The sequence below is a fragment of the Aquimarina sp. AD10 genome, assembly GCF_003443715.1.
Lineage (GTDB): Bacteria > Bacteroidota > Bacteroidia > Flavobacteriales > Flavobacteriaceae > Aquimarina > Aquimarina aggregata.
The window spans coordinates 479952-505889 of record NZ_CP031965.1; the positions used below are offsets into that span (position 1 = coordinate 479952).

The 25938-nt window shown below is 32.0% G+C and carries 17 protein-coding genes and 1 other RNA gene; 10 read left to right on the top strand and 8 right to left on the bottom strand.

Annotated features, from left to right (window positions below; all coding sequences use genetic code 11):
* Positions 1–6: 6 nt before the first annotated feature.
* Positions 7–1695 (bottom strand): M23 family metallopeptidase, encoded by a 1689-nt coding sequence (locus tag D1816_RS01755; RefSeq protein WP_118500938.1) that lies wholly within the window; start codon positions 1693–1695, stop codon positions 7–9.
* Positions 1696–1755: 60 nt separating this feature from the next.
* Positions 1756–2802, bottom strand: a complete 1047-nt coding sequence (locus D1816_RS01760) for a beta-1,6-galactofuranosyltransferase (RefSeq protein ID WP_118500939.1) — start codon at positions 2800–2802, stop codon at positions 1756–1758.
* 284 nt (positions 2803–3086) lie between these two features.
* Here D1816_RS01760 and glf point away from each other — a divergent pair, with 284 nt between their 5' ends.
* The 5 genes from glf to rny all read left to right on the top strand — a co-directional run bounded on the left by glf (position 3087) and on the right by rny (position 6596).
* Entirely contained in the window at positions 3087–4139 is a 1053-nt protein-coding gene (glf, locus tag D1816_RS01765; RefSeq protein WP_233565313.1) for a UDP-galactopyranose mutase, read from the top strand.
* 89 nt (positions 4140–4228) lie between these two features.
* On the top strand, positions 4229–4519 hold the full coding sequence (locus D1816_RS01770; protein WP_066313028.1) for a hypothetical protein: 291 nt from the start codon (positions 4229–4231) through the stop codon (positions 4517–4519).
* Positions 4520–4526: 7 nt separating this feature from the next.
* Positions 4527–4817, top strand: a complete 291-nt coding sequence (locus tag D1816_RS01775; protein ID WP_066313025.1) for a cell division protein ZapA — start codon at positions 4527–4529, stop codon at positions 4815–4817.
* A 52-nt stretch (positions 4818–4869) separates the two neighbouring features.
* Positions 4870–4976: non-coding RNA, 6S RNA (ssrS, locus tag D1816_RS01780), on the top strand.
* A 54-nt stretch (positions 4977–5030) separates the two neighbouring features.
* On the top strand, positions 5031–6596 hold the full coding sequence (gene rny / locus D1816_RS01785; protein ID WP_066313024.1) for a ribonuclease Y: 1566 nt from the start codon (positions 5031–5033) through the stop codon (positions 6594–6596).
* Positions 6597–6684: 88 nt separating this feature from the next.
* On the opposite strand, the gene D1816_RS01790 is transcribed toward rny, so the two are convergent.
* From D1816_RS01790 to D1816_RS01800, 3 genes are all read right to left on the bottom strand, one after another.
* On the bottom strand, positions 6685–7062 hold the full coding sequence (locus D1816_RS01790) for an STAS/SEC14 domain-containing protein (protein ID WP_066313021.1): 378 nt from the start codon (positions 7060–7062) through the stop codon (positions 6685–6687).
* Positions 7063–7159: 97 nt separating this feature from the next.
* On the bottom strand, positions 7160–7537 hold the full coding sequence (locus tag D1816_RS01795) for an STAS/SEC14 domain-containing protein (protein ID WP_120702458.1): 378 nt from the start codon (positions 7535–7537) through the stop codon (positions 7160–7162).
* Between the two features lie 124 nt (positions 7538–7661).
* Positions 7662–10217, bottom strand: coding sequence for an ATP-dependent Clp protease ATP-binding subunit (locus D1816_RS01800; RefSeq protein WP_118500942.1), 2556 nt, complete (start codon positions 10215–10217; stop codon positions 7662–7664).
* Positions 10218–10589: 372 nt separating this feature from the next.
* Here D1816_RS01800 and gyrA point away from each other — a divergent pair, with 372 nt between their 5' ends.
* The gene (gene gyrA / locus D1816_RS01805) at positions 10590–13133 is read left to right on the top strand and encodes a DNA gyrase subunit A (protein ID WP_118500943.1); all 2544 of its coding nucleotides are present in this window, start codon (positions 10590–10592) and stop codon (positions 13131–13133) included.
* A 27-nt stretch (positions 13134–13160) separates the two neighbouring features.
* Positions 13161–14435, top strand: coding sequence for a tetratricopeptide repeat protein (locus tag D1816_RS01810; RefSeq protein WP_118500944.1), 1275 nt, complete (start codon positions 13161–13163; stop codon positions 14433–14435).
* Positions 14436–14837: 402 nt separating this feature from the next.
* Here the strand turns inward: D1816_RS01810 and D1816_RS01815 are convergent, their stop codons facing one another.
* Both D1816_RS01815 and pheT read right to left on the bottom strand, forming a co-directional pair.
* Positions 14838–16700: a PQQ-binding-like beta-propeller repeat protein gene (locus D1816_RS01815; RefSeq protein WP_118500945.1), complete on the bottom strand. Its 1863-nt coding sequence runs from the start codon at positions 16698–16700 to the stop codon at positions 14838–14840.
* A 142-nt stretch (positions 16701–16842) separates the two neighbouring features.
* The gene (pheT, locus tag D1816_RS01820) at positions 16843–19269 is read right to left on the bottom strand and encodes a phenylalanine--tRNA ligase subunit beta (RefSeq protein WP_118500946.1); all 2427 of its coding nucleotides are present in this window, start codon (positions 19267–19269) and stop codon (positions 16843–16845) included.
* Between the two features lie 233 nt (positions 19270–19502).
* On the opposite strand from pheT, the gene D1816_RS01825 reads away from it, so the two are divergent.
* Both D1816_RS01825 and D1816_RS01830 read left to right on the top strand, forming a co-directional pair.
* Positions 19503–19865 (top strand): hypothetical protein, encoded by a 363-nt coding sequence (locus D1816_RS01825; RefSeq protein WP_118500947.1) that lies wholly within the window; start codon positions 19503–19505, stop codon positions 19863–19865.
* Positions 19866–19934: 69 nt separating this feature from the next.
* The gene (locus D1816_RS01830) at positions 19935–21164 is read left to right on the top strand and encodes a peroxiredoxin (protein ID WP_118500948.1); all 1230 of its coding nucleotides are present in this window, start codon (positions 19935–19937) and stop codon (positions 21162–21164) included.
* 73 nt (positions 21165–21237) lie between these two features.
* Here the strand turns inward: D1816_RS01830 and D1816_RS01835 are convergent, their stop codons facing one another.
* Entirely contained in the window at positions 21238–24207 is a 2970-nt protein-coding gene (locus D1816_RS01835) for a PKD domain-containing protein (RefSeq protein ID WP_118500949.1), read from the bottom strand.
* A gap of 455 nt (positions 24208–24662) precedes the next feature.
* On the opposite strand from D1816_RS01835, the gene D1816_RS01840 reads away from it, so the two are divergent.
* Positions 24663–25763, top strand: a complete 1101-nt coding sequence (locus D1816_RS01840) for a DUF2911 domain-containing protein (RefSeq protein ID WP_118500950.1) — start codon at positions 24663–24665, stop codon at positions 25761–25763.
* Positions 25764–25938 lie beyond the last annotated feature (175 nt).

A 25938-nucleotide genomic window follows, 5' to 3' on the forward strand; every position in this document is an offset into this window, starting at 1 on the left:
GAGTATTTAAGGTTTTCTATAGAATGTCGTTTCGAATGTTGCTCTATTATCTAGATTATCTAACACAACAAGTTTAAAATTATTTTCTGAATCTGAAATAATATCATCGTTAAAGTCATAAATTAACATTCCTGTTTTGTAATCATACTCCATAAGGATAAACTTCCCATTAAGAGTACCTCTATAACTTTTAATACCAGATTCTGAATCATTGATTTTTACTTTTAAATGTGTTGCTTTAGAAATCCATTTTTTACTTGAAACATTTATCGGAACAATTGTTGGTTTTTGCGTATCTGTAAATAAAGAATATTTCCCGAATGTACGAGTTCGAGTAGAGAATCGACTTCCTTTTTTTGAAGTCCTTGAATATGAAATTTTGTCATTATTATACATACGACCGATATACAACTTTTTTTTATCCTCTTCTTTATAATGTGAAACATCAAAAACTAAAGTCATATTTTTGTGAAGCGGAGTTTGGTCGTTATGTATGTGCGCAATTTCTCCTGTGACAGACAAATCCAAATATGTATCATCATATAAACTTCCTTTCGGTATGAGTAGGTCAACAATACCTGAATTAAATGTATAATTCTCTGAAGTAGTTGCAAGATTTGGTGTTATATTTTTTTCTTTTTTTATAATAGAAGAGGAGTGTTTACCTAGTATAGGAACTTCGATCGTAGTGGTATTATTTTTAAAATCTTTAATATGAATTTTATAATTATAAGAAAGACTATCTTCTATATTTAGAAAACCATTATTTGATTTGGTTTTATAGACCGTTAAAGGGTTGTTTTTTTCAACAAACAATTTACTAATTCTAGTGCGGTTCTTTTTGTAGTACGAGTAATCTATTAGTCTATTAGCATATCGAGTTTCTGAAAAAGAAAAACGATTCATTTCTAGTTTTAGATTTTCTTGTCCATTAATTTCTGTGGTAATCTGATATACACCATTATTGTTGTTGGCGAGATCTTGTTTGTCTATTGTTGAAACGCCAAATCCAATTTTACCTAGCGCTTCTATATTTTCAGCTATAAAAGTTCCATTTTCATTGGGTGACAATTTAAGTTGAAATGTTTTTTGATGCCCATTTACATGTGCGTTTTTATCTAGAGTATATGCCCAAAGACCTTTTACAATTGGTTTTCTAGTATCCTTTACTTCGATTCCAAAATTCATTGGGTTCATAGGGCGGGACCTTGTATCTCTGATTTCAAAATGAAGATGAGGCCCAGAACTACCTCCGGTATTTCCACTATATGCTATAATGTCTCCTTTTTTAAGTAACAAAGAATTGGATTTAGGAAAAAGTTCTATCTCATAGGATTCTTTGGCATACTGTTTTTCTTTTACAAAATCTTCAATTTCTGGAGCGAATTTTTTTAAATGAGCATATACGGTAGTATAGCCGTTGGGGTGCACAACATAGAGAGCTTTACCATATCCCCCATGAGAAATTTTTATTCTACTGATTCTTCCATCTGCTGCTGCATAAACATTCAAACCCTCTTCGCCATTGGTTTTCATATCTAATCCAGAATGAAAATGGTTAGATCGTAACTCACCAAATGTACCAGATACAACCATAGGTATATCAAGGGGGTTCATGAAATAATCTTTAGTGACATCTTTTTGTCCATAACAAAAAGTCAAACTAGATATAAATAAAAGTGTAATTGCACGCATAGACGGTTGTGTGGATGATTTTTTATACACAAAGTATAAATCTACTTATTTTTTTTGAAGTTAGATGCTCTGTAAAGCTTCATTAACTGCATTATTTAAATAACCTCCTGATATTATTTTAGATCTTACTTGATTTACGTTATTTTTCATGGTTTGATATTCTTCAGGAGATAAGTTCTCTAATTTCTCACTTAAATCTTTTAAATTAGAAATGGTTAATCCTAATTTATTTTCCATTATAAATTTGCCAATTGCTGCTTTCTCCCATACGATAACCGGAAGTCCACATAAGATGTAGAGTGAAGTTTTGTGCGGGTTGTTAAATTTTAAATATTGTCCATATTGCCCACTACATTCTTCTGTAGAGTTGCCGTCCCATACTAATCCGAATGATCCTTCAATATGATACGCAACTACATCTGATGGAAAAGCACCTTCATAAGATAATATTGATTCTTCTTTATTTACTTTAAGCTTATTGTGATCAAAACCTAAGCCATAAAGTTTCATTTTAAAGTTATTCTTGGCAAGAGTGTCAAGGTCAAAAATATAAGAATTTTTACCATCTCCAAAACCACCGGCATATACTATTTCATATGGTTGTTGACCTGTGTTATTGTTATTTTGTGCAGGTAATCCTTTAGTTAAAGTATAGTCAAATATACCTAGAACAATTATCGGTATTTGCACATTTTGGGAAACAAACCAATCTTTCATCGCAGGATTATGAACAATAATTGCATCAGAAGTGATGATTTTTTTTAATTCCTTATCGGCACTGCCAGTTCTGCCTTTTAGGTATCTTACATCATGGACAATGGTGATAATTTTGCATCGCTTTAAATGAGCGATAAATAAAACATATTTTCTGAATTTGTTCAAAGGGTATTGCGTACATAAAACACTTTTAAATGGCAACCGAAATAATGCCATGGTAATTCCGAAGAAATTTTTAATCGTTCCCATTGCAGAATTAGGAATAGATGATTGCTTAAACCCCAGGTTTTTAAAGCCCATTTCTTGTAAAACAAATTCACAATCGGTTTTTGCTTTTCCGGCTGCGTTAAAAAGAGATTTGTAATTTCTTGAGATATAATACCCTATCATAATTATAGTCACATTTCTGGTAGGAAAGATACATACATTTTATTTTTTGAGAACATTTATTGTTAAGATAATTATGGCAATTACAATTTGATTTAGGTAAATCATTATAAAGTATTAGCTTTGACCATTATTTAATCTAGAAGGTGAATGATGAAATAAGAGATGATCTATGAAGTACCTTAAAATACGTTTGAAAATAACTTAAAATAGTAAGAGTGGCTAATAAAAAGTATGATTACCTTATTGTTGGGGCTGGTTTGTTTGGAAGCGTTTTTGCTCATGAAATGACAAAGCGAAATAAAAAGTGCTTAGTTATCGATAAGAGAAATCACTTAGGAGGTAATGTATATTGTGAAGAACAAGAAGGGATTAATGTGCATAAATATGGAGCACATATTTTTCATACAAACGACAAAAGAATTTGGGATTATGTAAATCAATTTGCTGAGTTTAATAATTATATAAATTCCCCATTGTCTTTATCAAAAGGTAAACTCTATAATTTACCTTTTAATATGAATACATTTTATCAATTATGGGGTACAAAAACACCAGAAGAAGCCCGAGATATTATAAATAAACAAATAGCAAAATACGGAACCAAATCTCCAAAAAATTTAGAAGAACAAGCGCTTTCTTTGGCAGGTAAGGATATTTATGAGACTTTTATAAAAGAATATACAGAAAAACAATGGGGTAAAAAGGCAAAAGAACTGCCTGCTTTTATAATTAAACGCTTACCAGTACGTTTTACGTTTAATAATAATTACTTTAATGATAAATATCAAGGTATACCAATAGGAGGGTATAACGTTATTATTAATGGATTATTAAAAGGAATAGATACCAAAACGAATATTGATTTTTTTGAAGATAGAGAACAACTAGAGTTACTAGCCGATACCATTGTGTATACAGGTAAAATAGATGAATTTTTTGACTATAAATACGGACAATTAGAATACCGATCACTACGTTTTGAAAATGAATTATTAGGAATTGATAATTTTCAAGGTAATGCAGTAGTGAACTATAATGATGCTTCTTATGATTTTACACGTATTATAGAGCATAAGCATTTCGAATTTGGAACTCAAGATAAAACGATTATTACTAGAGAATATCCTGAAGCTTGGGATAGAAGTAAAGAGGCCTATTACCCAATAAATAACGATGAAAACCAAAAACTGTTTAAAAAATATAAAGCAGAATCTCAAACTTTAAAAAATGTGATTTTAGGAGGTAGATTAGCCGAGTATAGATACTATGATATGCATCAAATTATAGCCTCTTCATTGGCTAAAGTAGAAGAAATATCTTCAAATAGTAACGAATAAAACACGCTATCAAAATTAGTTTAAAAACTATTGGGTTTTTTCAATTGGTATGTTAACTTTGTGTAACGTGTATTGTGTAAAACATATTAATGAGTGATTTAATTGAAATTGTTGATTCTCTTGAGAATAGGATAAGTAAGCTGCTGCATAAGTATGAATTAATGAAGCAACAGAATGCAGATTTAAAGCTTAAAATTCAGGAATTAGAATCAGAATCATCACTTCAAGTAGATCAGTTACAGCAGTGGGAAGAAAAATTTAGCTCACTTAAAAATGCAAACGCAATGCTGGGCAGTGATAAATATAAAAGGGAGACCAAGCTCAAGATAAACGCTTTAATAAGAGAGATTGATATGTGTATAGCACAGCTCTCTGAATAAGTATACTATGGCAGATAAGCTTAAAATTAAACTATCAATTGCGGATCGTGTATATCCATTAACCATTAATCCTGATCAGGAAGAGGGTTTACGTAAAGCGGCTAAAAAGATAGAAGCCATGATAAAACAGTTTGAGCAGAGCTATGCGGTAAGAGATAAACAAGACGTATTAGCCATGTGTGCATTGCAATTTGCAGCACAAGTCGAACAAAAAGTTATAGATAAAGATGATGATAAAGATAATGTTGCAAATAGATTAAACGCATTAAGCGATTTGTTACATGAACATTTATCATAACGTTCATTAAATTAAATAAGGTTACTGCCTGCACTAGTTGTTATTTTGATAAACTCAACAAGAATTAATTAAAAAGGGTGAGTTTAAGTTGTAAAAGCGCGCCGCCTTGAGCGGATTCTTGAGCAGCTTGTTAGCCCTAAACCTGTTTTTACAGAGTTTATACAAAACCTTTACTAATGCAGGCTTTTTTATATATAAATACTAACACAAATTATGGATAATATTATATTTTTGATTATAGCTTCAATAGCCGGTTTAGCAATAGGTTTTGTTATTGCTAAGGTAATGGAGCGCAACAGAGCATCAGAAATTATTAAAACAGCAAAGAAGAGTTCAGAAAGTATTTTAAGAGAAGCAAAAAGCGAAGGGGAGACCATCAAAAAAGATAAGATACTACAAGCTAAAGAAAAGTTTATCGAATTAAAATCTGAGCATGAAAAAGTAATTTTATCAAGAGATAAAAAAATTGCTGATGCAGAAAAGAGAACGAGAGACAAGGAATCTCAAGTTTCTAACGAATTATCAAAAGGTAAAAAACTAAATAGTGAGTTAGAAGAGAAGATAAAAAATTATGATAAGCGCAATGATTATCTTGAGAAAAAGCAAACAGAGCTAAAGAAACTTCATAAAAGCCAAGTACAACAATTAGAGGTCATTTCTGGCTTATCAGCAGAGGAAGCTAAAGAACAATTAGTAGAATCTCTAAAGGGTCAAGCAAAAACAGATGCAATGTCTCTTATTCAAGATACAATAGAAGAAGCAAAATTGACCGCGCAGCAAGAAGCTAAAAAGATTATAATTAACACTATTCAAAGAATCGGTACCGAGGAAGCGATAGAAAATTGCGTTTCGGTATTTAATATTGAAAGTGATGATGTAAAAGGACGTATTATTGGTCGGGAAGGTAGGAATATACGAGCTATAGAAGCTGCTACGGGAGTTGAAATCATAGTAGATGATACGCCTGAAGCAATAATTCTATCATGTTTTGATTCTGTTAGAAGAGAAGTTGCTAGACTTTCTTTACATAAATTAGTTACCGATGGAAGAATACATCCTGCCCGAATAGAAGAGGTTGTAAGAAAGACTAGAAAGCAGATAGATGAAGAGATAATCGAAGTAGGTAAACGTACCGTTATAGATTTAGGGATACACGGATTACATCCAGAGTTGATTAAGACTATTGGTCGAATGAAATATAGATCATCTTACGGACAAAATTTACTACAACACTCTAGGGAAGTGGCAAAACTTTGTGGTGTAATGGCCGCAGAATTAGGGTTAAATCCAAAGATGGCTAAAAGAGCTGGTTTATTGCATGATATTGGTAAGGTTCCTGATACAGAAACAGAAGTGCCGCATGCTATTCTTGGGATGCAATGGGCAGAGAAATATGGTGAAAAACCTGAAGTTTGTAATGCAATAGGTGCTCACCATGATGAAGTAGAAATGACATCTTTAATTTCTCCAATTATTCAAGTTTGTGATGCAATAAGCGGAGCAAGACCAGGAGCTAGAAGACAGGTGTTAGATTCTTATATACAGAGACTTAAAGATTTAGAAGAAATTGCTTTTGCATTTGATGGTGTCAAAAAAGCATATGCAATTCAAGCGGGACGAGAATTACGTGTTATTGTAGAGAGTGAGAAAGTAAATGACGAAAGAGCGTCGAGCCTTTCTTTTGAGATTTCTCAAAAGGTGCAGACAGATATGACATATCCTGGACAAGTAAAAGTTACCGTAATTAGAGAAACAAGGGCTGTGAATATTGCAAAATAAGCCTTAGAATAGCATTTTTTAATAGAAAAAAATATTTAGAAAGAGTGGTGAATGTATTTCATCACTCTTTTAGTTTTAAGTCAAAAATTTAATCTGCTACTTTTTTTATAATTTCATCTTTCCATACCAATGCTTCTTGTATTGTGGTAAAATGTTTAAACTCTTTTTTGAAAAAGACTTTTTCAACTTGGGTTTGTATCTTTTGTAATGGATCTTCAGATACCACAGCTATACCAATAAGATTAGGTATTTTGGAAGACTCTGCATGTATAGCAGGATTTATAGAAAACGAATGGATTCTATGTGATATGTAAACAAAAGGCTTGTTTTTATAATGTATGTCAATAAGTTTTAAGAATACTTTTAAGTTTTCTGGGGTAGTAATCATTCCTTCATGTATTCTGGCAACAGTATAATCTTCGTATACATCAATATCACAAAACTCCAAATTATACGATGTAATCATTGTATATGTGAATTAAGAGAAAGATTATTAATATACGAATAATTGTTGAGAATCGTAAATATACCAAGCTATGTTTTTAAGAGATAATCGATATTGACTAGTGAGAATGGTTCTTAATCATGCTATCTTTCCATTGTAAAGCTTCTTTCATAGTGGTGAAATACTCAAAAGCTTTACTAAAAAAAGCTTTTTCAATTTTAGTTTGATTTTTTTGTAGAGTATTATCAGATACTACAGCTATGCCGATCAAATTTTCGATTTTTGAAGATTTTAAATGAGTAGTAGGATTTACAGAATAGGAGTGGATTCTATTGGATATATAAACAAAAGGTTTGTTTTTAAAATGCTGCTCTACTAGTCCAGGCATTATGTTTTGATGTTCAGGAACAACAGTAATCCCTTCGTTCATAGTAACAACTAGGTAGTCGTTGTATATTTGTATGTGGCAAAAATCTAAATCGTATGTGGCAATCATTATTTGTACTAGCATTACATAAAAGCCTCTAATTTACAAATATATTGTTAACTTATGTTAATACTTAAAAAGGCTACTATCAAATTGGTAGTAGCCTTTTTATATTTTGGTAATTCTATAGAATCTAAGATTCTGTAGATTTTTCTGCTTTTTTTATGTTGATAGTCAACTCTCCTGAGCTTTCGTCCATATCCATAAAAATACTATCACCCTCTTGTAGTTGTGCATTGATGATCTCTTCGGCGAGTGCATCTTCGATATATTTCTGAATAGCTCTTTTAAGAGGTCTTGCTCCGTATTGTCTATCAAACCCTTTTTCGGTAATATAATCTTTTGCTTTTTCGCTTAAAGATAATGTATAACCTAGTCCTTTGATTCTGCCATATAATTTATCAAGTTCGATATCGATAATTTTATGAATATCTTCTCTTTCTAAAGCGTTAAAAACTACAACATCGTCAACTCGATTTAAGAACTCTGGTGCAAAAGCTTTTTTCAAAGCATTCTCTATCACGCCTTTAGCGTAATCTTCGGCTTGAGTTTTCTTTGCAGATGTTCCAAAACCAACACCTTGACCAAAGTCTTTTAGTTTTCTGGCTCCAATATTAGAGGTCATGATAATAATTGCATTCCTGAAATCAATCTTACGTCCAAGGCTGTCAGTTAAATATCCATCATCTAATACTTGTAGCATCATGTTAAAAACATCTGGATGTGCTTTTTCGATTTCATCTAATAAGACAACTGCATAGGGCTTTCTTCTTACTTTTTCTGTAAGTTGTCCGCCTTCTTCGTATCCAACATATCCCGGAGGTGCTCCAATTAATCTAGAAACAGCAAACTTTTCCATGTATTCACTCATGTCAATACGTATAAGAGCATCTTCACTGTCAAAAAGTTCTCTTGCAAGCACTTTAGCTAATTGTGTTTTTCCGACTCCCGTTTGTCCTAAGAAAATGAAAGAACCAATAGGTTTATTAGGGTCTTTAAGTCCAGCACGATTACGTTGGATAGCTTTAACCACTTTTTTAACGGCTTCTTCCTGACCAATTACTTTACCCATGATCAGTTCTGGTAGCTCTGCTAATTTATTGCTTTCTGTTTGCGCGATACGATTTACAGGTATTCCTGTCATCATAGATACAACATCAGCTACGTTTTCTTCGTCAACGGTTTCTTTATGAAGTTTAGATTCTTTCTCCCATTGTTCTTGAGCAGTTCCTAATTCTTTTTCAAGATTTTTCTCATCATCCCTTAACTTAGCTGCCTCTTCATATTTTTGTTTCTTGACTACACTATTTTTAAGTTCTCGAACTTCTTCAAGTTTCTTCTCGAGATCGAGTACTTTTTTAGGAACATCAATATTTGTAATATGAACTCTAGAGCCTGCTTCATCTAAAGCATCTATTGCTTTATCTGGTAAGAACCTATCTGTCATATATCTATTAGTTAGTTTTACACAAGCCTCAATTGCTTCTTTAGTATAGCTAACATTATGATGATCCTCATATTTTTCTTTAATATTATTAAGGATTTCTATAGTTTCTTCTATGTTAGTAGGTTCAACAATTACCTTTTGAAAACGTCTTTCAAGGGCACCATCCTTTTCTATATATTGTCTGTATTCATCTAGGGTAGTGGCACCTATACATTGTATTTCTCCTCTTGCCAGAGCAGGTTTAAACATATTTGAAGCATCAAGACTTCCTGTTGCGCCACCGGCACCAACTATTGTATGAATTTCGTCAATAAAAAGGATGATATCATCATTTTTCTCTAACTCATTCATTACAGCCTTCATCCGTTCTTCAAACTGTCCACGATATTTAGTTCCTGCAACTAAGCTGGCTAAATCCAGTGTCACTACTCTTTTGTCAAATAGGATTCTAGAAACTTTTCGTTGTACTATTCTTAGTGCTAGTCCTTCTGCAATAGCAGATTTACCAACTCCAGGTTCCCCGATTAAAAGTGGGTTGTTTTTTTTACGTCTACTTAATATTTGAGAAACACGTTCAATTTCTTTTGATCTTCCAACAACAGGATCTAATTTACCTTCTTCCGCCATGGCAGTCAAATCGCGACCAAAATTATCTAAAACGGGAGTTTTAGATTTTTTTCCGGCTTTGGCTCCAGATGGAGAGTTAAAAGGATTTTCTTTGGAAGAATCTCCAGTTAAATCATCATCGTCTTCTGAGAAAGATTCTGCTTTTGGGTTGTCTATGTATTCTTCGTCGTTAGCAATCATATACTTAAATTGGTCTTTAACGTTATCATAATCTACTTTTAAACGATTTAAAAGTTTTGTAGTTGGGTCGTTTTCATTTCTTAATATACATAAAAGAAGATGCGCTGTATTAATCGATGAGCTCTGAAAAAGTTTTGCCTCTAAAAAAGTTGTTTTTAAAGCTCTTTCTGCTTGTCTTGTTAAGTGTAAATTCTTTTTTTCATTTGAAGCTATTGCAATATCAGGATTTGCGGGGCTTAAGATCTCTACTTTTCTTCTCAAGTTAGTTAAATCTATATCCAATGCATCCAGAATACTAATTGCTTTTCCACTTCCATCTCTCAACAAACCTAGCATTAAATGTTCTGTACCAATAAAATCATGCCCTAATCTTAGTGCTTCTTCTTTGCTGTAGGCAATAACATCTTTAACTCTAGGTGAAAAATTATCATCCATAAGATTAATCTCTTTCTTTTCTTTATAACTAAAATAGTAATTTTTAGGATTACTATGACAAAAACTATTCCTTTTAGTCGATCATTAACAAATATCTGACAGTAAAGTAATATTTTGTCATGTTATTATTATGTTATTCAGTAAAAAATACTACTGAAATACGAGCTATTTGATAGTGGGTTTGTCCAATTATCGGTAAATAGACAAAAAATGCTTTAATAATCAAAACCTATAGAACTAGACTTATTAACTATATGCAGTATTCCTTTTGTTAATAAATTACGTATATTACATAGGTAATTGGTTGTTAAAAACGTCTTAATTTACTTAAATTAGCCCGTTTATTAATTCAATTTTAGAAAAAAGTTTTTTATGACAGAAGGAGAAAAACTTATACCTATCAATATAGAAGATGAGATGAAATCGGCATACATTGATTATTCAATGTCTGTAATTGTGTCTCGTGCACTTCCTGATGTTAGGGATGGTCTTAAGCCTGTGCATAGACGTGTTTTGTATGGGATGCACGAACTAGGTGTTAGAGCTAGTAGTGCCCATAAAAAATCGGCAAGAATCGTTGGGGAAGTTTTAGGGAAGTATCACCCACATGGTGATACCTCTGTATACGATACTATGGTGCGTATGGCTCAGGAATGGAGTTTGCGTTACATGCTTGTTGATGGTCAAGGTAACTTTGGTTCTGTAGATGGGGATAGTCCAGCAGCAATGCGTTATACAGAAGCCAGAATGCGAAAAATATCAGAGGATATGTTAGCAGATATCGAAAAGGATACTGTAGATCATACCTTTAATTTTGATGATACCTTACAAGAACCTACGGTGTTGCCTACCAGAATTCCGGGATTGTTGATTAATGGAGCTTCTGGTATTGCGGTTGGTATGGCGACAAATATGCCGCCACACAACTTAAGTGAAGTAGTTGACGGTACTATAGCATATATAGATAATAATGATATTGAAATTGATGAGTTAATTACTCATATAAAAGCACCAGATTTCCCTACCGGTGGTATCATTTATGGTTATGACGGTGTTCGTGAAGCCTTTAAAACAGGTAGAGGTAGGGTTGTCATGCGAGGTAAAGCCACTTTCGAAGAAGTAAATGGTAGAGAGTGTATTATCGTAAGTGAAATCCCATATCAAGTCAATAAGGCAGATATGATTAAGAAAACTGCCGATCTTGTTAATGATAAGAAGATTGACGGTATTTCTTCTATTCGTGATGAATCGGATAGAAAAGGTATGCGTATTGTATATATCTTAAAAAGAGATGCTATACCAAATATCGTTCTTAATCTTTTGTATAAGTATACTGCATTACAATCTTCTTTTAGTGTTAATAACATTGCACTTGTTAATGGAAGACCGCAGTTGCTTAATGTAAAAGAGATGATTCATTATTTTGTAGAGCATAGACATGATGTTGTTGTTCGTCGTACAAAGTATGAACTTAGAAAGGCAGAAGAAAGAGCTCATATATTAGAAGGATTAATTATTGCTTCTGATAATATAGACGAAGTAATTGCATTGATCAGGGCGTCTGCTAATGCAGAGGAAGCTCGAGAAAAACTTATAAAACGTTTTAAGCTTTCTGAAATACAAGCAAAAGCTATTGTTGAGATGCGTTTGCGTCAATTGACTGGTCTTGAGCAAGACAAGCTTCGTGCAGAGTATGAAGAATTGATGAAAACTATCGAGGATCTTAAAGATATTTTAGCGAAGAAAGAGCGTAGAATGAATATCATCAAAGAAGAGCTTATCGAAGTAAAGGATAAGTATGGTGATGATAGACGATCTCAAATAGAATATGCAGGTGGAGATCTTAGTATAGAAGATATGATCCCAGATGAAAAAGTTGTAATTACAATTTCTCATGCGGGTTATATAAAAAGAACTTCTCTTAATGAGTATAAAAAACAAAATAGAGGAGGAGTAGGTCAAAAGGGAAGTACAACACGTAATGAAGATTTCTTAGAGAATCTGTTTGTAGGAACAAATCATCAATACATGTTGTTTTTTACTCAGAAAGGAAAATGTTTCTGGATGAGAGTATATGAAATTCCTGAAGGTAGTAAAACTTCAAAAGGAAGAGCAATACAAAATTTGATCAATATTGAAAGTGATGATAAAGTAAAAGCATTTATTTGTACTCAGGATCTTAAAGACGAAGAATACATTAATTCTCATTATGTCATAATGGCAACCAAAAAAGGTCAAGTCAAAAAGACATCATTAGAACAGTATTCTAGACCTAGGACTAATGGTATTAATGCAATTACGATCAAAGATAACGATGAGTTACTAGAAGCAAAGTTAACTGATGGTAAAAGTCAGGTAATGTTAGCTGTTAAATCAGGTAAAGCAATTCGTTTCGAAGAAGAGAAAACTAGACCAATGGGTAGAGGAGCATCTGGAGTTCGAGGTATTCGTTTAGCAGATGAAAAAGACGAAGTAGTAGGAATGGTTGCCGTTAATGATATGGAGAGTAATATCTTAGTGGTTTCAGAAAACGGATTCGGAAAACGTTCTAAGTTAGAAGATTACAGAATTACTAATCGAGGCGGTAAAGGTGTTAAAACTATTTCAGTTACGAAAAAAACTGGTAACTTAGTGGCGATTAAGAATGTAACTGATTTAGATGATTTAATGATTATCAATAAATCCGGAATAGCAATTCGCTTATCTGTAGAAGATTTACGAGTTATGGGGCGTGCAACTCAAGGTGTACGTTTGATTAATTTAAAAGGTAAAGATTCTATCGCGGCAGTTGCAAAAGTGATGCAGGATGAAGACGATTTAGAGGAAGAAGAAGGTGTAGATGAAACAGCTTCTACTACTTTAGATACTGACACTACATCAGATGGCACGAATATTGATAGTGAAGAAAAAGAATAAATATATCCCATTTTAAAAACACAAGTAATGAAGACTAAATTTTTCGTAGTATTATTTCTAACGATTAGTGCTATTGGATTTTCTCAAAAACAAGCTTTAAAAGCAGCGGCTAAAGCCCTTAAATCAGGAAATGTAGAAGTAGCAAGTGATGCGCTTAAGGCAGCAGAAGGACAACTGGAAGCAGCTGATGAAAAGATGAAAGCACAGTATTATTTCTTAAAAGGACAAGTAATGTCCGCTTCTAATTCTGATTCTTTAGAGAAAATAGAAGGAGCAGCAAATGCATATAATAAAGTTATCGAAATTGAAAAAAAATCTGGTAACTCTAAATACACTGCAGAAGCTGATAAGAAAATTCTAACATTGCGTCAAGCTTTAGTAGAAAGCGCAATTAAAGATCAAAATGCTAAAGACTTTAAAAGTGCGTCTGAGAAACTATACTTAGGGTATAGCACGAATAAACAAGATACTACGTATTTGTACTATGCAGCAGGTAATGCTGTCAATGGTAAAGACTATGATACTGCTCTTAAGTATTATGAAGAGTTAAAAACTATTGGTTTTAACGGTGTAACTACAGAATACTACGCTACAAACAAGGAATCAGGAGTTGCAGAAGCTTTTGGTGATAAGCAAACAAGAGACCTTAGTGTAAAATCTGGAACTTATATTAAACCAGAAGATCGTTTGACTGATTCTAAAAGAGGTGAAGTAGCAAAGAACATTGCTTTGATTTATATTAGTCAAGGTAAAGATGAAGAGGCTATGAAAGCTATCGAAGATGCTAAAAAAGATAATCCTAATGATTCAGCTTTACTACAAGCAGAAGCTGATGTGTTTTATAAATTAGGTAATATAGCTAAGTATAAAGAAATAATGGAAAAGATTGTGGCTAACGATCCTGAAAACCCAGATTTACTTTATAATTTAGGTGTTAGTGCATCTCGTCTAGGAGATAACGATCAAGCATTAAAATATTATGAAAAAGCATTAGAATTAAGACCTGATTTTAATGCGGCTCAAATTAATATAGCTTCTATTATTTTAAATGGTGAAGTTGCTCTTAATGAGGAAATGAACAACTTAGGAACTTCAAATGCAGATTATAAAAAGTTTGATGAGCTTAAGAAACAGAAGCAAGACTTATACAGAAAAGCAGTACCTTATTTAGAAGGAGCTTTAAAGACAAAGCCTGATAATGTAGAGGCAGTTCGTACGCTTATGCAGATTTTCTATCAATTAGATGATCCAAAAGCAGACGAAATGAAAAGCAAACTTAAAGCTTTAGAAGGAGGCAACTAAGTTTCTAGATAAAAGCAAAAGAATAAAAACCAGAATCATTTGATTCTGGTTTTTTTTATGGAATAATATGAGATGTAAATATTAATTTGTTAGTTCATTCCTTTTGATGAAGTATATTACTTTTTTAGGCTGTCTGATGAATGTTATCGTAATTTCTTAGCGCATTACAATCAAATACAATGAGAATTAATCGCTATGATTAGAAACTTCAATTCTAGGTGAATGGAGAGTGTAGCAGTTCTGTCTGCGTTAAAGCTTATACTATTCTGTTTTAATGTTATTTATGTTTTAAGTGATTTATAACATAACATCAAAATAACTTGTTTAAAGAGGGGTAAAAGTCTTGTTAAAATAAAAAAGAGGCTATTTAAATAGCCTCTTTCATAAAATATATTTTATCTACTAAAACTTATAAGAAGAAATCAAATGATTTTTTTCATTAATAAAAATAACATTATCAATTTCATCTATTAAATAATTAGGAGTTTTGTCTAACAAATCAATTTGTTTATCAATAGCTCCCGATGTTTTGTTAATCATATAGATTGAATGTTTAGTAGGAGCGGTATCACTTTTAATTTTTGTAACTATAAATTTGTGATTTTTAACATTTTTAGAGTTAGAATATCTTTGTTTTGTGATTTCAAAAACAGGAGTCATATTTTGCCCATCTCCAACATATAGTCCTGCTACCATACTTTCTGTGGTTGTTCCGTCGGTTTGATCCTGAGATCTTTGTACAACTCCATTAGATAATGCAGATAATTGATCAATATTTTCTAGTGCACCACTAATATCTAAATCTACACCTGCAACAGCTAGTCCAACTTCAGCAAGTCCTATTAAACCTTTAAGACTGGATGCCGGCTCATAATATTTAGTGTGTTTAACTTCACCAGAAGGAGATAATAAAGAAATATGCTGTCCTGTATATAAAAGGTATCCAGCATCTTTTACATACTCTGCTAGTAAAGGAGTTTTTCTTTTAACGTTTTCTAAAACAATGTCTTCAGCAAAAAGGTCTATTTTTCCCGATGCCAAATCAAATTTATACCCTTTTTTGTTTTCAAATAAAATAACCTTGCTTTCCTTTTCATCATATGTTACTGCAGGTATAGACTTAAATTTCACATCTCTGTCCCATACATCTTTTCCTTTTTCATAGTCTAAAATGTTTGATCGTTCTGTAGATACGTACATTACACCTTTATCGGTAGGAGTAACGTAGTATGCATATCCTTTTACTTTACTAGACCATATTTTCTTTCCTTCTCCATCGACTAAAGATATAGTACCGTCTTTCTCGTCTTTACCTATAGCAATTAAACCTTTTTCGTGAGGAATTACTTCGTCTAAGTATTCTATCTTGAAGCTTTTCTTCCATTTAAATTCATTTGTACTAGGATCAATAATATTAAAACCTTCTGTTTCTACCAGAATTAGATTATTTGCTTCGTCAGGACGCACATCGATTAATGTCCCTCTTAATTTTAGTTTACCAGGAGTGATATCTGTTCCATCGGTTGGATTAAGTACAGTTAGCTTTTTTGATTTTTTAATACCCAAATACAAACTATTATTGTTTGCAGAGTATACTAGAGCTTTAATTTTTTTGTCAGTTTCGTGATCCCACATTACTCCGCCATTTGAACCGTTAATGGCAAAAATTTCATTTTTTATTCCTAAAATTAGATTATTTTCTTTGGTAAAATATGGTCCGTGATCGATAAAACTTTTACCAGATACTAGACTTTTGATAAAACCGCTACTTTCACCAAGTGGGGTTACCCATAATTTTTTCCAAGTTTTAAGACTGAAACTCATTAAATAACGTTCGCTATCCTTAGTTAATTCGAAAAGAATGATTCCATTATCAGGTAAGAGAGTGAAATTTTTGATTCTATAACCGTCATCTTTGGTATCGTATACAACATCTCCTGTACTAGAATTAATAATCATTCCTCTAGTTTTTCCAGCAAGAGGAGTGTATTCTATGTAAAACAGGGGTAATCCATCTATAGTAAGAAATGAGTTTTTATCAATACCCTTAAGTTCTTCATTATGCCACTTGATTACACCAGAAGTGTTATCCATAGCCAATAAACCTTTAGCCCCAGAGGCTATGATCAAACCGTCATTAGATTGCATAATCCAACCTACTTCGTATAACGTTTCTTTTAGGTTTACTTCCCAAAGTTTTTCTTGAGTATACCCGTATGCAAGATTAAGAAATGCGAGGACAAATAAGAGATAAATTTTTTTCATAAAGGTGTTTTAGATTTAGATAATAAATTAGATTTAATAAAGTAATCTTAAAAAATTATAAGTTGCTAATTTACAACAATCCAAGATAACTGTTAAAAAAAACTAAAATACTATTTTATAAAAACTAAAACAACTAGAATATTTATCTTAACTCGGCCCCTAGTTTACTTTCAAAATTATGCTGTAATTTATTCATAATTTTGTCAATCTGTTTGTCGGTAAGTGTCTTGTTATCATCTTGTAATGTGAAACTAACAGCATAAGACTTTTTCCCTTTAGGTAAGTTTTTACCTTGGTATACATCAAACAAACTCACTTCTTTTAAAAGTTGCTTTTCTGATTGTTTTGCGATAGTATAAATTTCTTCAAACTTAATACTATCATCTAATAAAAGAGCAAAATCTCGACGAACTTCTGGAAACTTCGGAATGTCTTTAAACTTAATTTTGTTATGTTTAGCATATTGTAAAACATTGTCCCAGTTAAAATCTGCGTACAATACTTCTTGAGAAATTGCAAAATGCTTTAAAATAGATTTTTTTACAATTCCAAAGTCAACAAGCTTAGCTTTGCCAATACTTAAAGAAATACCTTCAGAAAAAACATCGGTTTTAACAGGCGATGATTTTAATTTTGTTAATCCAAGACGTTCTAAAACAGCAATTACTATTCCTTTTAAATAAAAGAAATCACTAGCTTCTTGACTGATTTTCCAACTTTCTTGATTTCTGTTCCCAGTAGTTAGAATACTTAAATGCTTGTTTTCTACAGTTTTATCCTCGTAATTGTGATACGTTTTACCAAACTCAAACAACTTTAGGTCAGAACGTTTTCTGTTGCTGTTATAGGTTATAGCTTCTAATCCTGAAAATAATAGCGATTGACGCAATACTGCCAAATCATTACTAAGAGGATTCAACATTTCTACATTATTTTCAGACTTTAATTGATCACTTAACTGGATATAATCAGCACTAGTTAAGGAATTGGCCATCATCTCATGAAACCCTTGTCCTACTAATTGATTAGATATGGTATTTTGAACATTGTGATCTGCAAATTTGTCAATGTTAGAAATAGACGCATTTAATTTTTCTTTAAAACCAATATTATTGTAACCATATACTCTAAGAATTTCTTCAATTACATCTGCTTCTCTTTGTACATCGTTTCTATATGCAGGAATAGTTAATCCTAATCCACTTTCTGTAACATTATTGACTTTGATATCTAATGAAGATAAAATACTTTTAATAGTTTCTTGTGGAATCTCTTCACCAATTAATTTAGTTGCATTATCATAGGACAAAAGAACTTGATAATCTTCAAACTTTTTAGGGTACAAATCAGTTATTTCACTAGAAATAATTCCTCCAGCAAGTTCTTGAATAAGTAATGCAGCTCTTTTTAATGCATATTCTGTAATGTTAGGATCGATACCGCGCTCAAATCTAAAAGAAGCGTCGGTGTTTAATCCATGTCGTTTGGCTGTTTTTCGCACACTTACAGGATTAAAATAAGCACTCTCTAAAAAGATAGAGGTAGTAGACTCAGAAACACCAGAATTAATACCTCCAAAAACACCGGCTATACAAAGTGGTTTAACAGCATCACAAATCATTAAATCTTCATGATGTAATTCTCGTTCTACCTCGTCGAGTGTTGTAAATTTGGTTCCTTTTTCTAATGTTTTGACTTCTATTTTGTTGCCTTCAATATAATGTGCGTCAAAAGCATGTAACGGCTGGCCTAATTCATGCAAAACATAATTAGTAACATCTACTACATTATTCTTTGGTGTAATACCTATAGCCTTAAGTCTATGTTGTAACCAAGCCGGGGAATCATCTATTTTGATATCAGAGATAGATACACCACAATACCTGGGAGCAAGATCTGCATTTATAACTTCTACATCTATTTTATTTAATCTATTTTCTACTCTAAAATTACTTACAGAAGGAGTAATAAGTTCTAGATTAATATCTTTTTGCAATAATCCAGCCTTTAGATCACGGGCAGTACCCCAATGACTCATAGCATCAGCACGATTAGGCGTTAATCCAATTTCAAAAACCTGATCATTTTCTATATCGAATACTTCAGAAGCTTTAGTACCTACTACAATATTTGGATCTAAAACCATGATACCATCATGACTCTTTCCAAGGCCAAGTTCATCTTCGGCACATATCATTCCATGACTTTCTTCTCCTCGTATCTTACCTTTTTTTATTGTCCATTCTTTTCCATCCTCATCATAAAGCTTCGTTCCTATGGTAGCTACAGGTACTTTTTGACCAGCGGCAACATTAGGAGCTCCACAAACTATTTGTACAGGATCTCCAGTACCCAAATCTACTTTTGTGATTTTTAATTTGTCGGCATTTGGATGTTTGTCGCAGTTTAATACTTGGCCTATAACAACACCAGTTAAACCACCTTTTACACTTTGATAAGTTTCTATTCCCTCTACTTCAAGCCCTAAATCTGTAAGTAACTCACCTGCTTTTTCAGTTTCCCAATCTAAGTTGATGAATTGCTTTAGCCAGTTATATGAAATTTTCATTGATACTATTTCTAAATTCAGTTGGTAAAGATACTATATTGAACAAAGGTTACAAACAAGAAATGTACCTTATATTACATATAAATAACATTTTTGATGAAAGAATAATTATGAGATTTGATTAGATTTTATAGGTGTGTTCAGAAAAATTAAGATACTGAAAAGGGCAATTGAGGGTATAATTGCTTATTTTTGGATTACTTAAGTAATATTTTGCCCTAAATATAAAAGTTATGAAAATAGTTAAAATACTTTTGGTAACATTAATTGTTTTTCTTTTTGGAAGTAATACATTGATAGCTCAAAGCAAACAAAATGCTAATAAAAGTACACATGTTGTAAAAAAGAATAAGAAGAACAATAAAAAAAACAATAAAAGTAAAGTTAATAATAATGCCTCAAGAAGAAGAGGTTCTGCAGAGGTTTTAGTAAATCCTAAAGCCAAAACAATGAATGATAAAAAGGAAGCAAAAAGACAACGTCAGGCTAGAATTGATGATGTTATAGAGAAAAATAAAAGAAGGAAGAAAAAAAAGACACAAGGTTTGAGAGAAGGGAAAGTTGAAGGAAAGAAAAAAACCAAAACAGACAATTAATACATAATTAATAAATACATACTAATGTCTAGATAGAATTCTCTTTCTAGGCATTTTTTATAATTACCTATGAAACAACAAATTATTTTAAGCATCTTACTGGTACTGATAATTTCATCCTGTAAAAAAGAACAAACACAGGAACGTATAAATTTTAAAAGCGGTCCTTGGAGAGCAGAACTTGAGCTTCAGGATAACAAAAAACTTCCATTTTTATTTGAGGTTATGGAAGATCAAACATTGAAAATTTTTAATGCAGAAGAAATTATTGATGTAGAGGATATATCTATAGATAAAGATTCTATTAGAATCAATTTCCCTGTGTTTGAGGGGTATGTTGCAGCTAAATTTATAGATTCAATAACAATTTCTGGTAGTTTTATTAAAGAGAGTTTAAATAGGATTGTTCCTTTTAAAGCTGCTTATGGAGTACAAGATCGTTTTAAAGTTAATGCTAAACCATCATATGATATCACAGGTAATTGGGAAACTATATTTAGTAAAGACTCTGATGAAGATCGATATATTGCTAAAGGAATATTTAAGCAAAATGGAAATATAGTTACAGGAACTTTTAGAACAACAACAGGAGATTATAGATACCTTGAAGGGGTTCTTAATAATGATATACTAGAATTATCAGCTTTTGATGGAGCACATGCTTTTTTGTTTACCGCTAAGGTAACAGATAGCACATTAAATGGACACTTTTATTCAGGTAACCACTGGAAAGAACCTTTTACTTCAAAAAAGAATGCTTCTTATGAATTACCATCTGCAGATTCATTAACATTTCTTAATGAGGGTTATGATAGTCTTGCATTTAGTTTTCCCGATGTTAATGGTAATATAGTTTCGCTAAACGATGATCGATTTAAAGATAAAGTTGTTATTGTTCAAGTTATGGGAACTTGGTGTCCTAATTGTATGGATGAGACTAAATATTATGTAGAGTATTACAATCGTAATAAAGATAAAGACGTAGCCTTTATTGCACTTGCTTTTGAATATGCTAAGACACAAGAAAAAGCTTTTACATCCATAAAAAGGTTACAAAGTAAATTAAAAGTAGAATATCCTGTTTTATTAGCGCAATATGGTACTTCAGATAAAAAGAAAGCACAAGAAAAATTACCAATGCTTAATCACGTTTTATCGTATCCTACATCTATATTTATAGATAAAAAAGGTCAGGTACGTAAAATTCATACAGGTTTTAATGGCCCGGCTACAGGAGATAAGTACTTAGATTTTAAGAAAGAATTTGAGAGTTTTATAGATCAACTATTATCAGAGTAATCAAAAGAATACTTTAAAAAAGTCATAGTAAAGCAGTACTGCTTTACTATGACTTTTTTATGAAATTTTAAGTTCAATTAATTGTGATGGTACGCGTGACTAATTTTTTTTCTTTATTTGTGATTGAAATTATATAAACCCCATAAGAAATTTCAGAAAGATCTATAGTCGTTGTTTTTGAAATTATAGGTTTAGATCTTAATATCTTCTTTTCGGTTGTATTGATTATATGCATAACCGAATTTTCAGGAAATTCTCCCTCTAGTGTAATAGTGTTTTTTGCAGGTACGGGATAGAGTTTTATTTCTGAATTTTCAAGAATGCTATTCGTATTTAAAGCCTCTTGATTTGGGCCTCTTAATTCTATTTCGGCAATTTGAGTGAGCGAAACATCATCTCTGTTTTTTGTGGTTTCAAGTCTATAATATGAATAAGCTTTAGTGTTTGAAAAGGGTAGAACTTTTTTTTCAAATGGAATAATGAAAAATTGCTCATCCCAATTTTGTAATAATGTAAAATCAATACCATTATTTGACCCTAATAGTCTAAAATTTTCTGGATCTCTATCTGGCGCATCATTTGGACTAGTAAGCGTAAGGGTATTAACAATTTTTGCTTCAGGTAGTTGAATTTGTATCCAACTTGGGTCATTTTGGCTGGGAGTTCCGCCATTATCAAGCCACTTAGTAAAATTAGAAGGCCCAGATAGGTTATCAAAAGCTTTTTCTTTAGACTCAGCTTCATTTATCTCTGCTCTAGCAGTTATTACACCAGTTCCTACAGGGTCTGTATGATCAATAGCATTATTATCAGAAACAGCGATTAAAAAAGGTTTGGTAAGCGTATTTGATCCATCTTGATTGGTTGTAGTAAGAGAAACATCAAACGCTCCAACGGTATTGTAAATCACTGTAGGGTTTTCTTGAGTACTAGTAGAAGGTGATCCTCCTGGAAAAGACCAAGACCAAGAATTATCATTAGTAGATGTGTTAAGAAAATCAACAGATTCTCCTACTTGTATAGTTGATGTATTAACAGTAAAATCGGTAATAGGATCATTATCAACTGTTACGTAGTCTATTTTCTTTTCAATATCAAATCCTCTATGGTTAACAGTAATTAATTTCACAGTATAACTTCCTATTTTATTATATGTTACCGTTGGGTTTTCTAAAGTACTTCTGCTTGGAGATCCTCCCGAAAATTGCCATATTTTATAAAATGCTCCTGTAGATGAATTACTCAGAAATGTAATGGATTCTCCCAATTTTATGGAAGTAGCGTTAGCATTAAAATTGGAAATAGGAGGATTTAAATCACCTGCGGGGCCATTAAAAACTTGTAATTCTCCGATATTGATTTTATAGTCATCTACATCATTATCAGAAGAAAATTGAAATCCTATAAGAGCCAATTCTTTTCCAGCGTATTTCTTTAAGTTAATAGTTTTGATATTCCATCCGTTGCTTCTACTTTTTCCAATATTAAATGTTATTAGATTTGTGGGGTCATCGGTAAATGTAACAATTAGATTCATATTCGTTTTGGATTTTTTACCTAAAGAATAAGTAATATCAATTTTTGTATCTGATGTCACAGGAAGTTTTGTCTTATACAATTTTAAATTTGTAAGTCCTGTACCTTTTAAAACACCTTCGATTTTTAATGAATTACCCCCATTATATGCTGTAGAAAAATCAAAAGATGTTGTAAGATTACTGTTACCTTGAATTGCAAATTGCCATGTAGGTAATATATCCTGTTTGGCAATATCATGCCAATTTCTTGTATTTTGTGCTCCATTTTTAGAAAAAACTCTACCATGACCAGTGTTAAAACTTGTCTTAAAAGGTAGTGCTGTGATAGACGAAGAAGCAGGGATCCAATTGCTTAAACCTTTAAAAGCAGTGTCATCTATGATTTCAGGATTAAGATCTTCCCCTCCAAAAAGATGTTTTTCAGCATTATAAAAGCGATCTCTTTCGATATCCGTATCAATGTTTCTAAAATTACTATACCTATCATTTTGAAAAACGGCGTTTGTAGCAAAAAGTGCTATTGATGTAATTGGAGAATTATCAGTATGTAGTGCTTCCATCCAACGATTCCCACCTGATTCAAAAGCACTTTGATTACGCGTAGGCCAAAGATCAACTCCAGTGAAGACATCAAAAGAACTTCTACCTATAGTATTGGCTGTTGTTTTAGAATTGTTAGGACGATTACTTCCAAACCAGAAAAAATTAATAAACATTCCATCTGATATTCTTGAATTACCATCTTGTAAAAAAGTACTATTGTTATTGTTTAGTTCATTTTGCCATCGTACTTGACCATTCGTTAACATTGCATCATACCAAATTACTTCTTGATTAGATGGTAAGATATGCTTAAGTTCTTCTACAAATTCACGCATAAGTAATCCGTTAACCGGAGTAGTATTCGTTTCCATATTAATAAACCAACCATCGAATTTATAATAAGTAGACATTTCTTTTAATTTTTGCGCAGTAATAAACTTGCCATTACTATCTTTTTCAAGAAAATTAGTAACTGTAGAAGTATTTCCTCCAAATACATTAGGAGCAAAAAAGACATTACCATAAACTTTAACTCCGTTTTTATGAGCTGTATTTGTCCATGGAGCAGATGGTATTTGTATAGTCTGATCTGCAGTTCCGCCAAACCAAATAAGCTTATCGATATAGCTCCAGTGCTTAAAATTGTATAAGTTAAATTTCGACTGTTCTTTAGTGTAATTGGCTAAACCATTCATCCCATCTGGAGCATACATGATCTGCATATCATTGCTTAATGTGGGATTTAATTGTGTGCTGTTTAAAGTAAAACGGGTAGCCAAAGGCGTTTCAGAAATGTTATTTGCATCTGCAGTGGGACCATCAGAAGTCCAATTTTTAAGTTGTTCTATAGTTAAAACAAATGGTGGAGCATCTGCTATTACTTGAGAATGAACTTTAGATGATATACTTATAATAAGTAGTACATAAAAAACACTGGTGGATAATAAAGGTTTTAATTGCATGATATTATTTTTTTGAGTCTGTAATTATCTAGGAAATCTGGAATAATTGATTTTGTGTTTTTTCAATTATAAATTGTTTCTAGACTTATTTGTAAGAAGTAAGATTTGATCAACATATCTTATGATCTCAATTTCAAACTATTAATTGTTATGTAATTTTTTTTTCGACCAATGACATAACAGCATGGGTGAAGGTATATTACAAGTCTTGTATATAATTCTATTCGACTAAAAATTATATTAATAAACATTGTAATATATGATATTGTTGAAAATTCAATAATTAAATGTCTTTAATTTCATAATAAACCAGAGTTTAACAATCTATTATTACTTTTCTTTTGAGTTTAACACTACGCTAACATGAGGATTGATGAATAGCTGCTACATTGTTCGAGTTAGGAATTAGTCAGATTTCTACAAGTAATAATACGTAACTCAAAAAAAAGTCAGTAATGAAAAAATTCAATCTGTTTACAACCTGCATAGCTGCGGCCATGCTGTTGTTTGCAACTCAATCCAGTGCTCAACTACAAACACCAGAAGCAAGTCAACGCGCAACAGTTTCTCAACGAGTGGGAATAACTGATATTACCATAGACTACGGTAGACCAAGTGTTAAAGAACGTGAAATATGGGGTAAATTAGTACCATATGGTTTTAATGATCTAGGTTTTGGGACTTCGAAATCTGCTCCTTGGAGAGCGGGTGCTAATATGAATACTATTATAGAATTTTCGCATGATGTAAAAGTAGAAGGTAAAGATCTTAAAGCAGGAGAATACGGTTTACATATTGCATTGAAGGAAGATGGAAATGCAACGATTATCTTTTCGGCAAACACAAGTTCTTGGGGTAGCTATTTTTATGATGAAAAAGAAGATGTTTTACGAGTAGATGTAAAAACGAAAGAAACTGGACATACTGAGACATTGACTTATCTATTTCCTTCTTTTGAAGCAAACAGCACTGTAGCCGCATTACGATGGGAAAAAAAGGAGATCCCTTTTAAAATAGAAGTAGATGTAAAAAACCTTGTAATGAAGGGGATTAAAGATGATCTTAGAAATACTAAAGGGTTTACACAAGCAACTTGGGATAATGCAGCAGGGTATGCATTTAATGCAGGTGATTTAGATCAAGCATTAGAGTGGGTTAATACATCAATTAGTGGTAGTTTTTTTAGTAAAGAAACTTTTGCTAACCTATCTCTTAAGTCTCAGATTTTGATGAAACAAGGTAAGACTGATAAAGCATTACCGCTTGTAGATAAGGCAGCTAAATTAGGTAGTGCTTCTCAAGTATTTCAATTAGGAACAGGACTTATCGGACAAGGGCAAAAAGAAAAAGCCTTAGCTATTCTAAAAAATAATGTTAAAAATAATAATGGAGCTTGGCCTTCAAATTTTGGTTTGGCAAGAGCATATTCTGCAAATGGAGATTATAAAAATGCAATTAAATCAATAAATGTTGCTATGACTAAAGCGCCAGAACGTTTTAAACCAAGATTAAGTGGAGCCTTAGAAAAACTTAAAAAAGGAGAAGATATAAATTAGGAGATTATATATACTACTAAATGTAAAGACCGTCTAAATCATATTAGACGGTCTTTGTATTTAATTTTAGATATACTTCAGTACTTTAATTTTTACATTATCTATTAAATAGGTGTATACTTTGTCTTAATTGGACAAACATGGTAGTATCCAGAGATATTATTTTTGATTAAGA

Excerpts from the sequence above, each read along its gene's own strand:
- D1816_RS01755 (WP_118500938.1), bottom strand. The coding sequence starts at position 1,695 with ATGCGTGCAATTACACTTTTATTTATATCTAGTTTGACTTTTTGTTAT.
- D1816_RS01760 (WP_118500939.1), bottom strand. The coding sequence starts at position 2,802 with ATGATAGGGTATTATATCTCAAGAAATTACAAATCTCTTTTTAACGCA.
- glf (WP_233565313.1), top strand. The coding sequence starts at position 3,087 with ATGACAAAGCGAAATAAAAAGTGCTTAGTTATCGATAAGAGAAATCAC.
- D1816_RS01770 (WP_066313028.1), top strand. The coding sequence starts at position 4,229 with ATGAGTGATTTAATTGAAATTGTTGATTCTCTTGAGAATAGGATAAGT.
- D1816_RS01775 (WP_066313025.1), top strand. The coding sequence starts at position 4,527 with ATGGCAGATAAGCTTAAAATTAAACTATCAATTGCGGATCGTGTATAT.
- rny (WP_066313024.1), top strand. The coding sequence starts at position 5,031 with ATGGATAATATTATATTTTTGATTATAGCTTCAATAGCCGGTTTAGCA.
- D1816_RS01790 (WP_066313021.1), bottom strand. The coding sequence starts at position 7,062 with ATGATTACATCGTATAATTTGGAGTTTTGTGATATTGATGTATACGAA.
- D1816_RS01795 (WP_120702458.1), bottom strand. The coding sequence starts at position 7,537 with ATGATTGCCACATACGATTTAGATTTTTGCCACATACAAATATACAAC.
- D1816_RS01800 (WP_118500942.1), bottom strand. The coding sequence starts at position 10,217 with ATGGATGATAATTTTTCACCTAGAGTTAAAGATGTTATTGCCTACAGC.
- gyrA (WP_118500943.1), top strand. The coding sequence starts at position 10,590 with ATGACAGAAGGAGAAAAACTTATACCTATCAATATAGAAGATGAGATG.
- D1816_RS01810 (WP_118500944.1), top strand. The coding sequence starts at position 13,161 with ATGAAGACTAAATTTTTCGTAGTATTATTTCTAACGATTAGTGCTATT.
- D1816_RS01815 (WP_118500945.1), bottom strand. The coding sequence starts at position 16,700 with ATGAAAAAAATTTATCTCTTATTTGTCCTCGCATTTCTTAATCTTGCA.
- pheT (WP_118500946.1), bottom strand. The coding sequence starts at position 19,269 with ATGAAAATTTCATATAACTGGCTAAAGCAATTCATCAACTTAGATTGG.
- D1816_RS01825 (WP_118500947.1), top strand. The coding sequence starts at position 19,503 with ATGAAAATAGTTAAAATACTTTTGGTAACATTAATTGTTTTTCTTTTT.
- D1816_RS01830 (WP_118500948.1), top strand. The coding sequence starts at position 19,935 with ATGAAACAACAAATTATTTTAAGCATCTTACTGGTACTGATAATTTCA.
- D1816_RS01835 (WP_118500949.1), bottom strand. The coding sequence starts at position 24,207 with ATGCAATTAAAACCTTTATTATCCACCAGTGTTTTTTATGTACTACTT.
- D1816_RS01840 (WP_118500950.1), top strand. The coding sequence starts at position 24,663 with ATGAAAAAATTCAATCTGTTTACAACCTGCATAGCTGCGGCCATGCTG.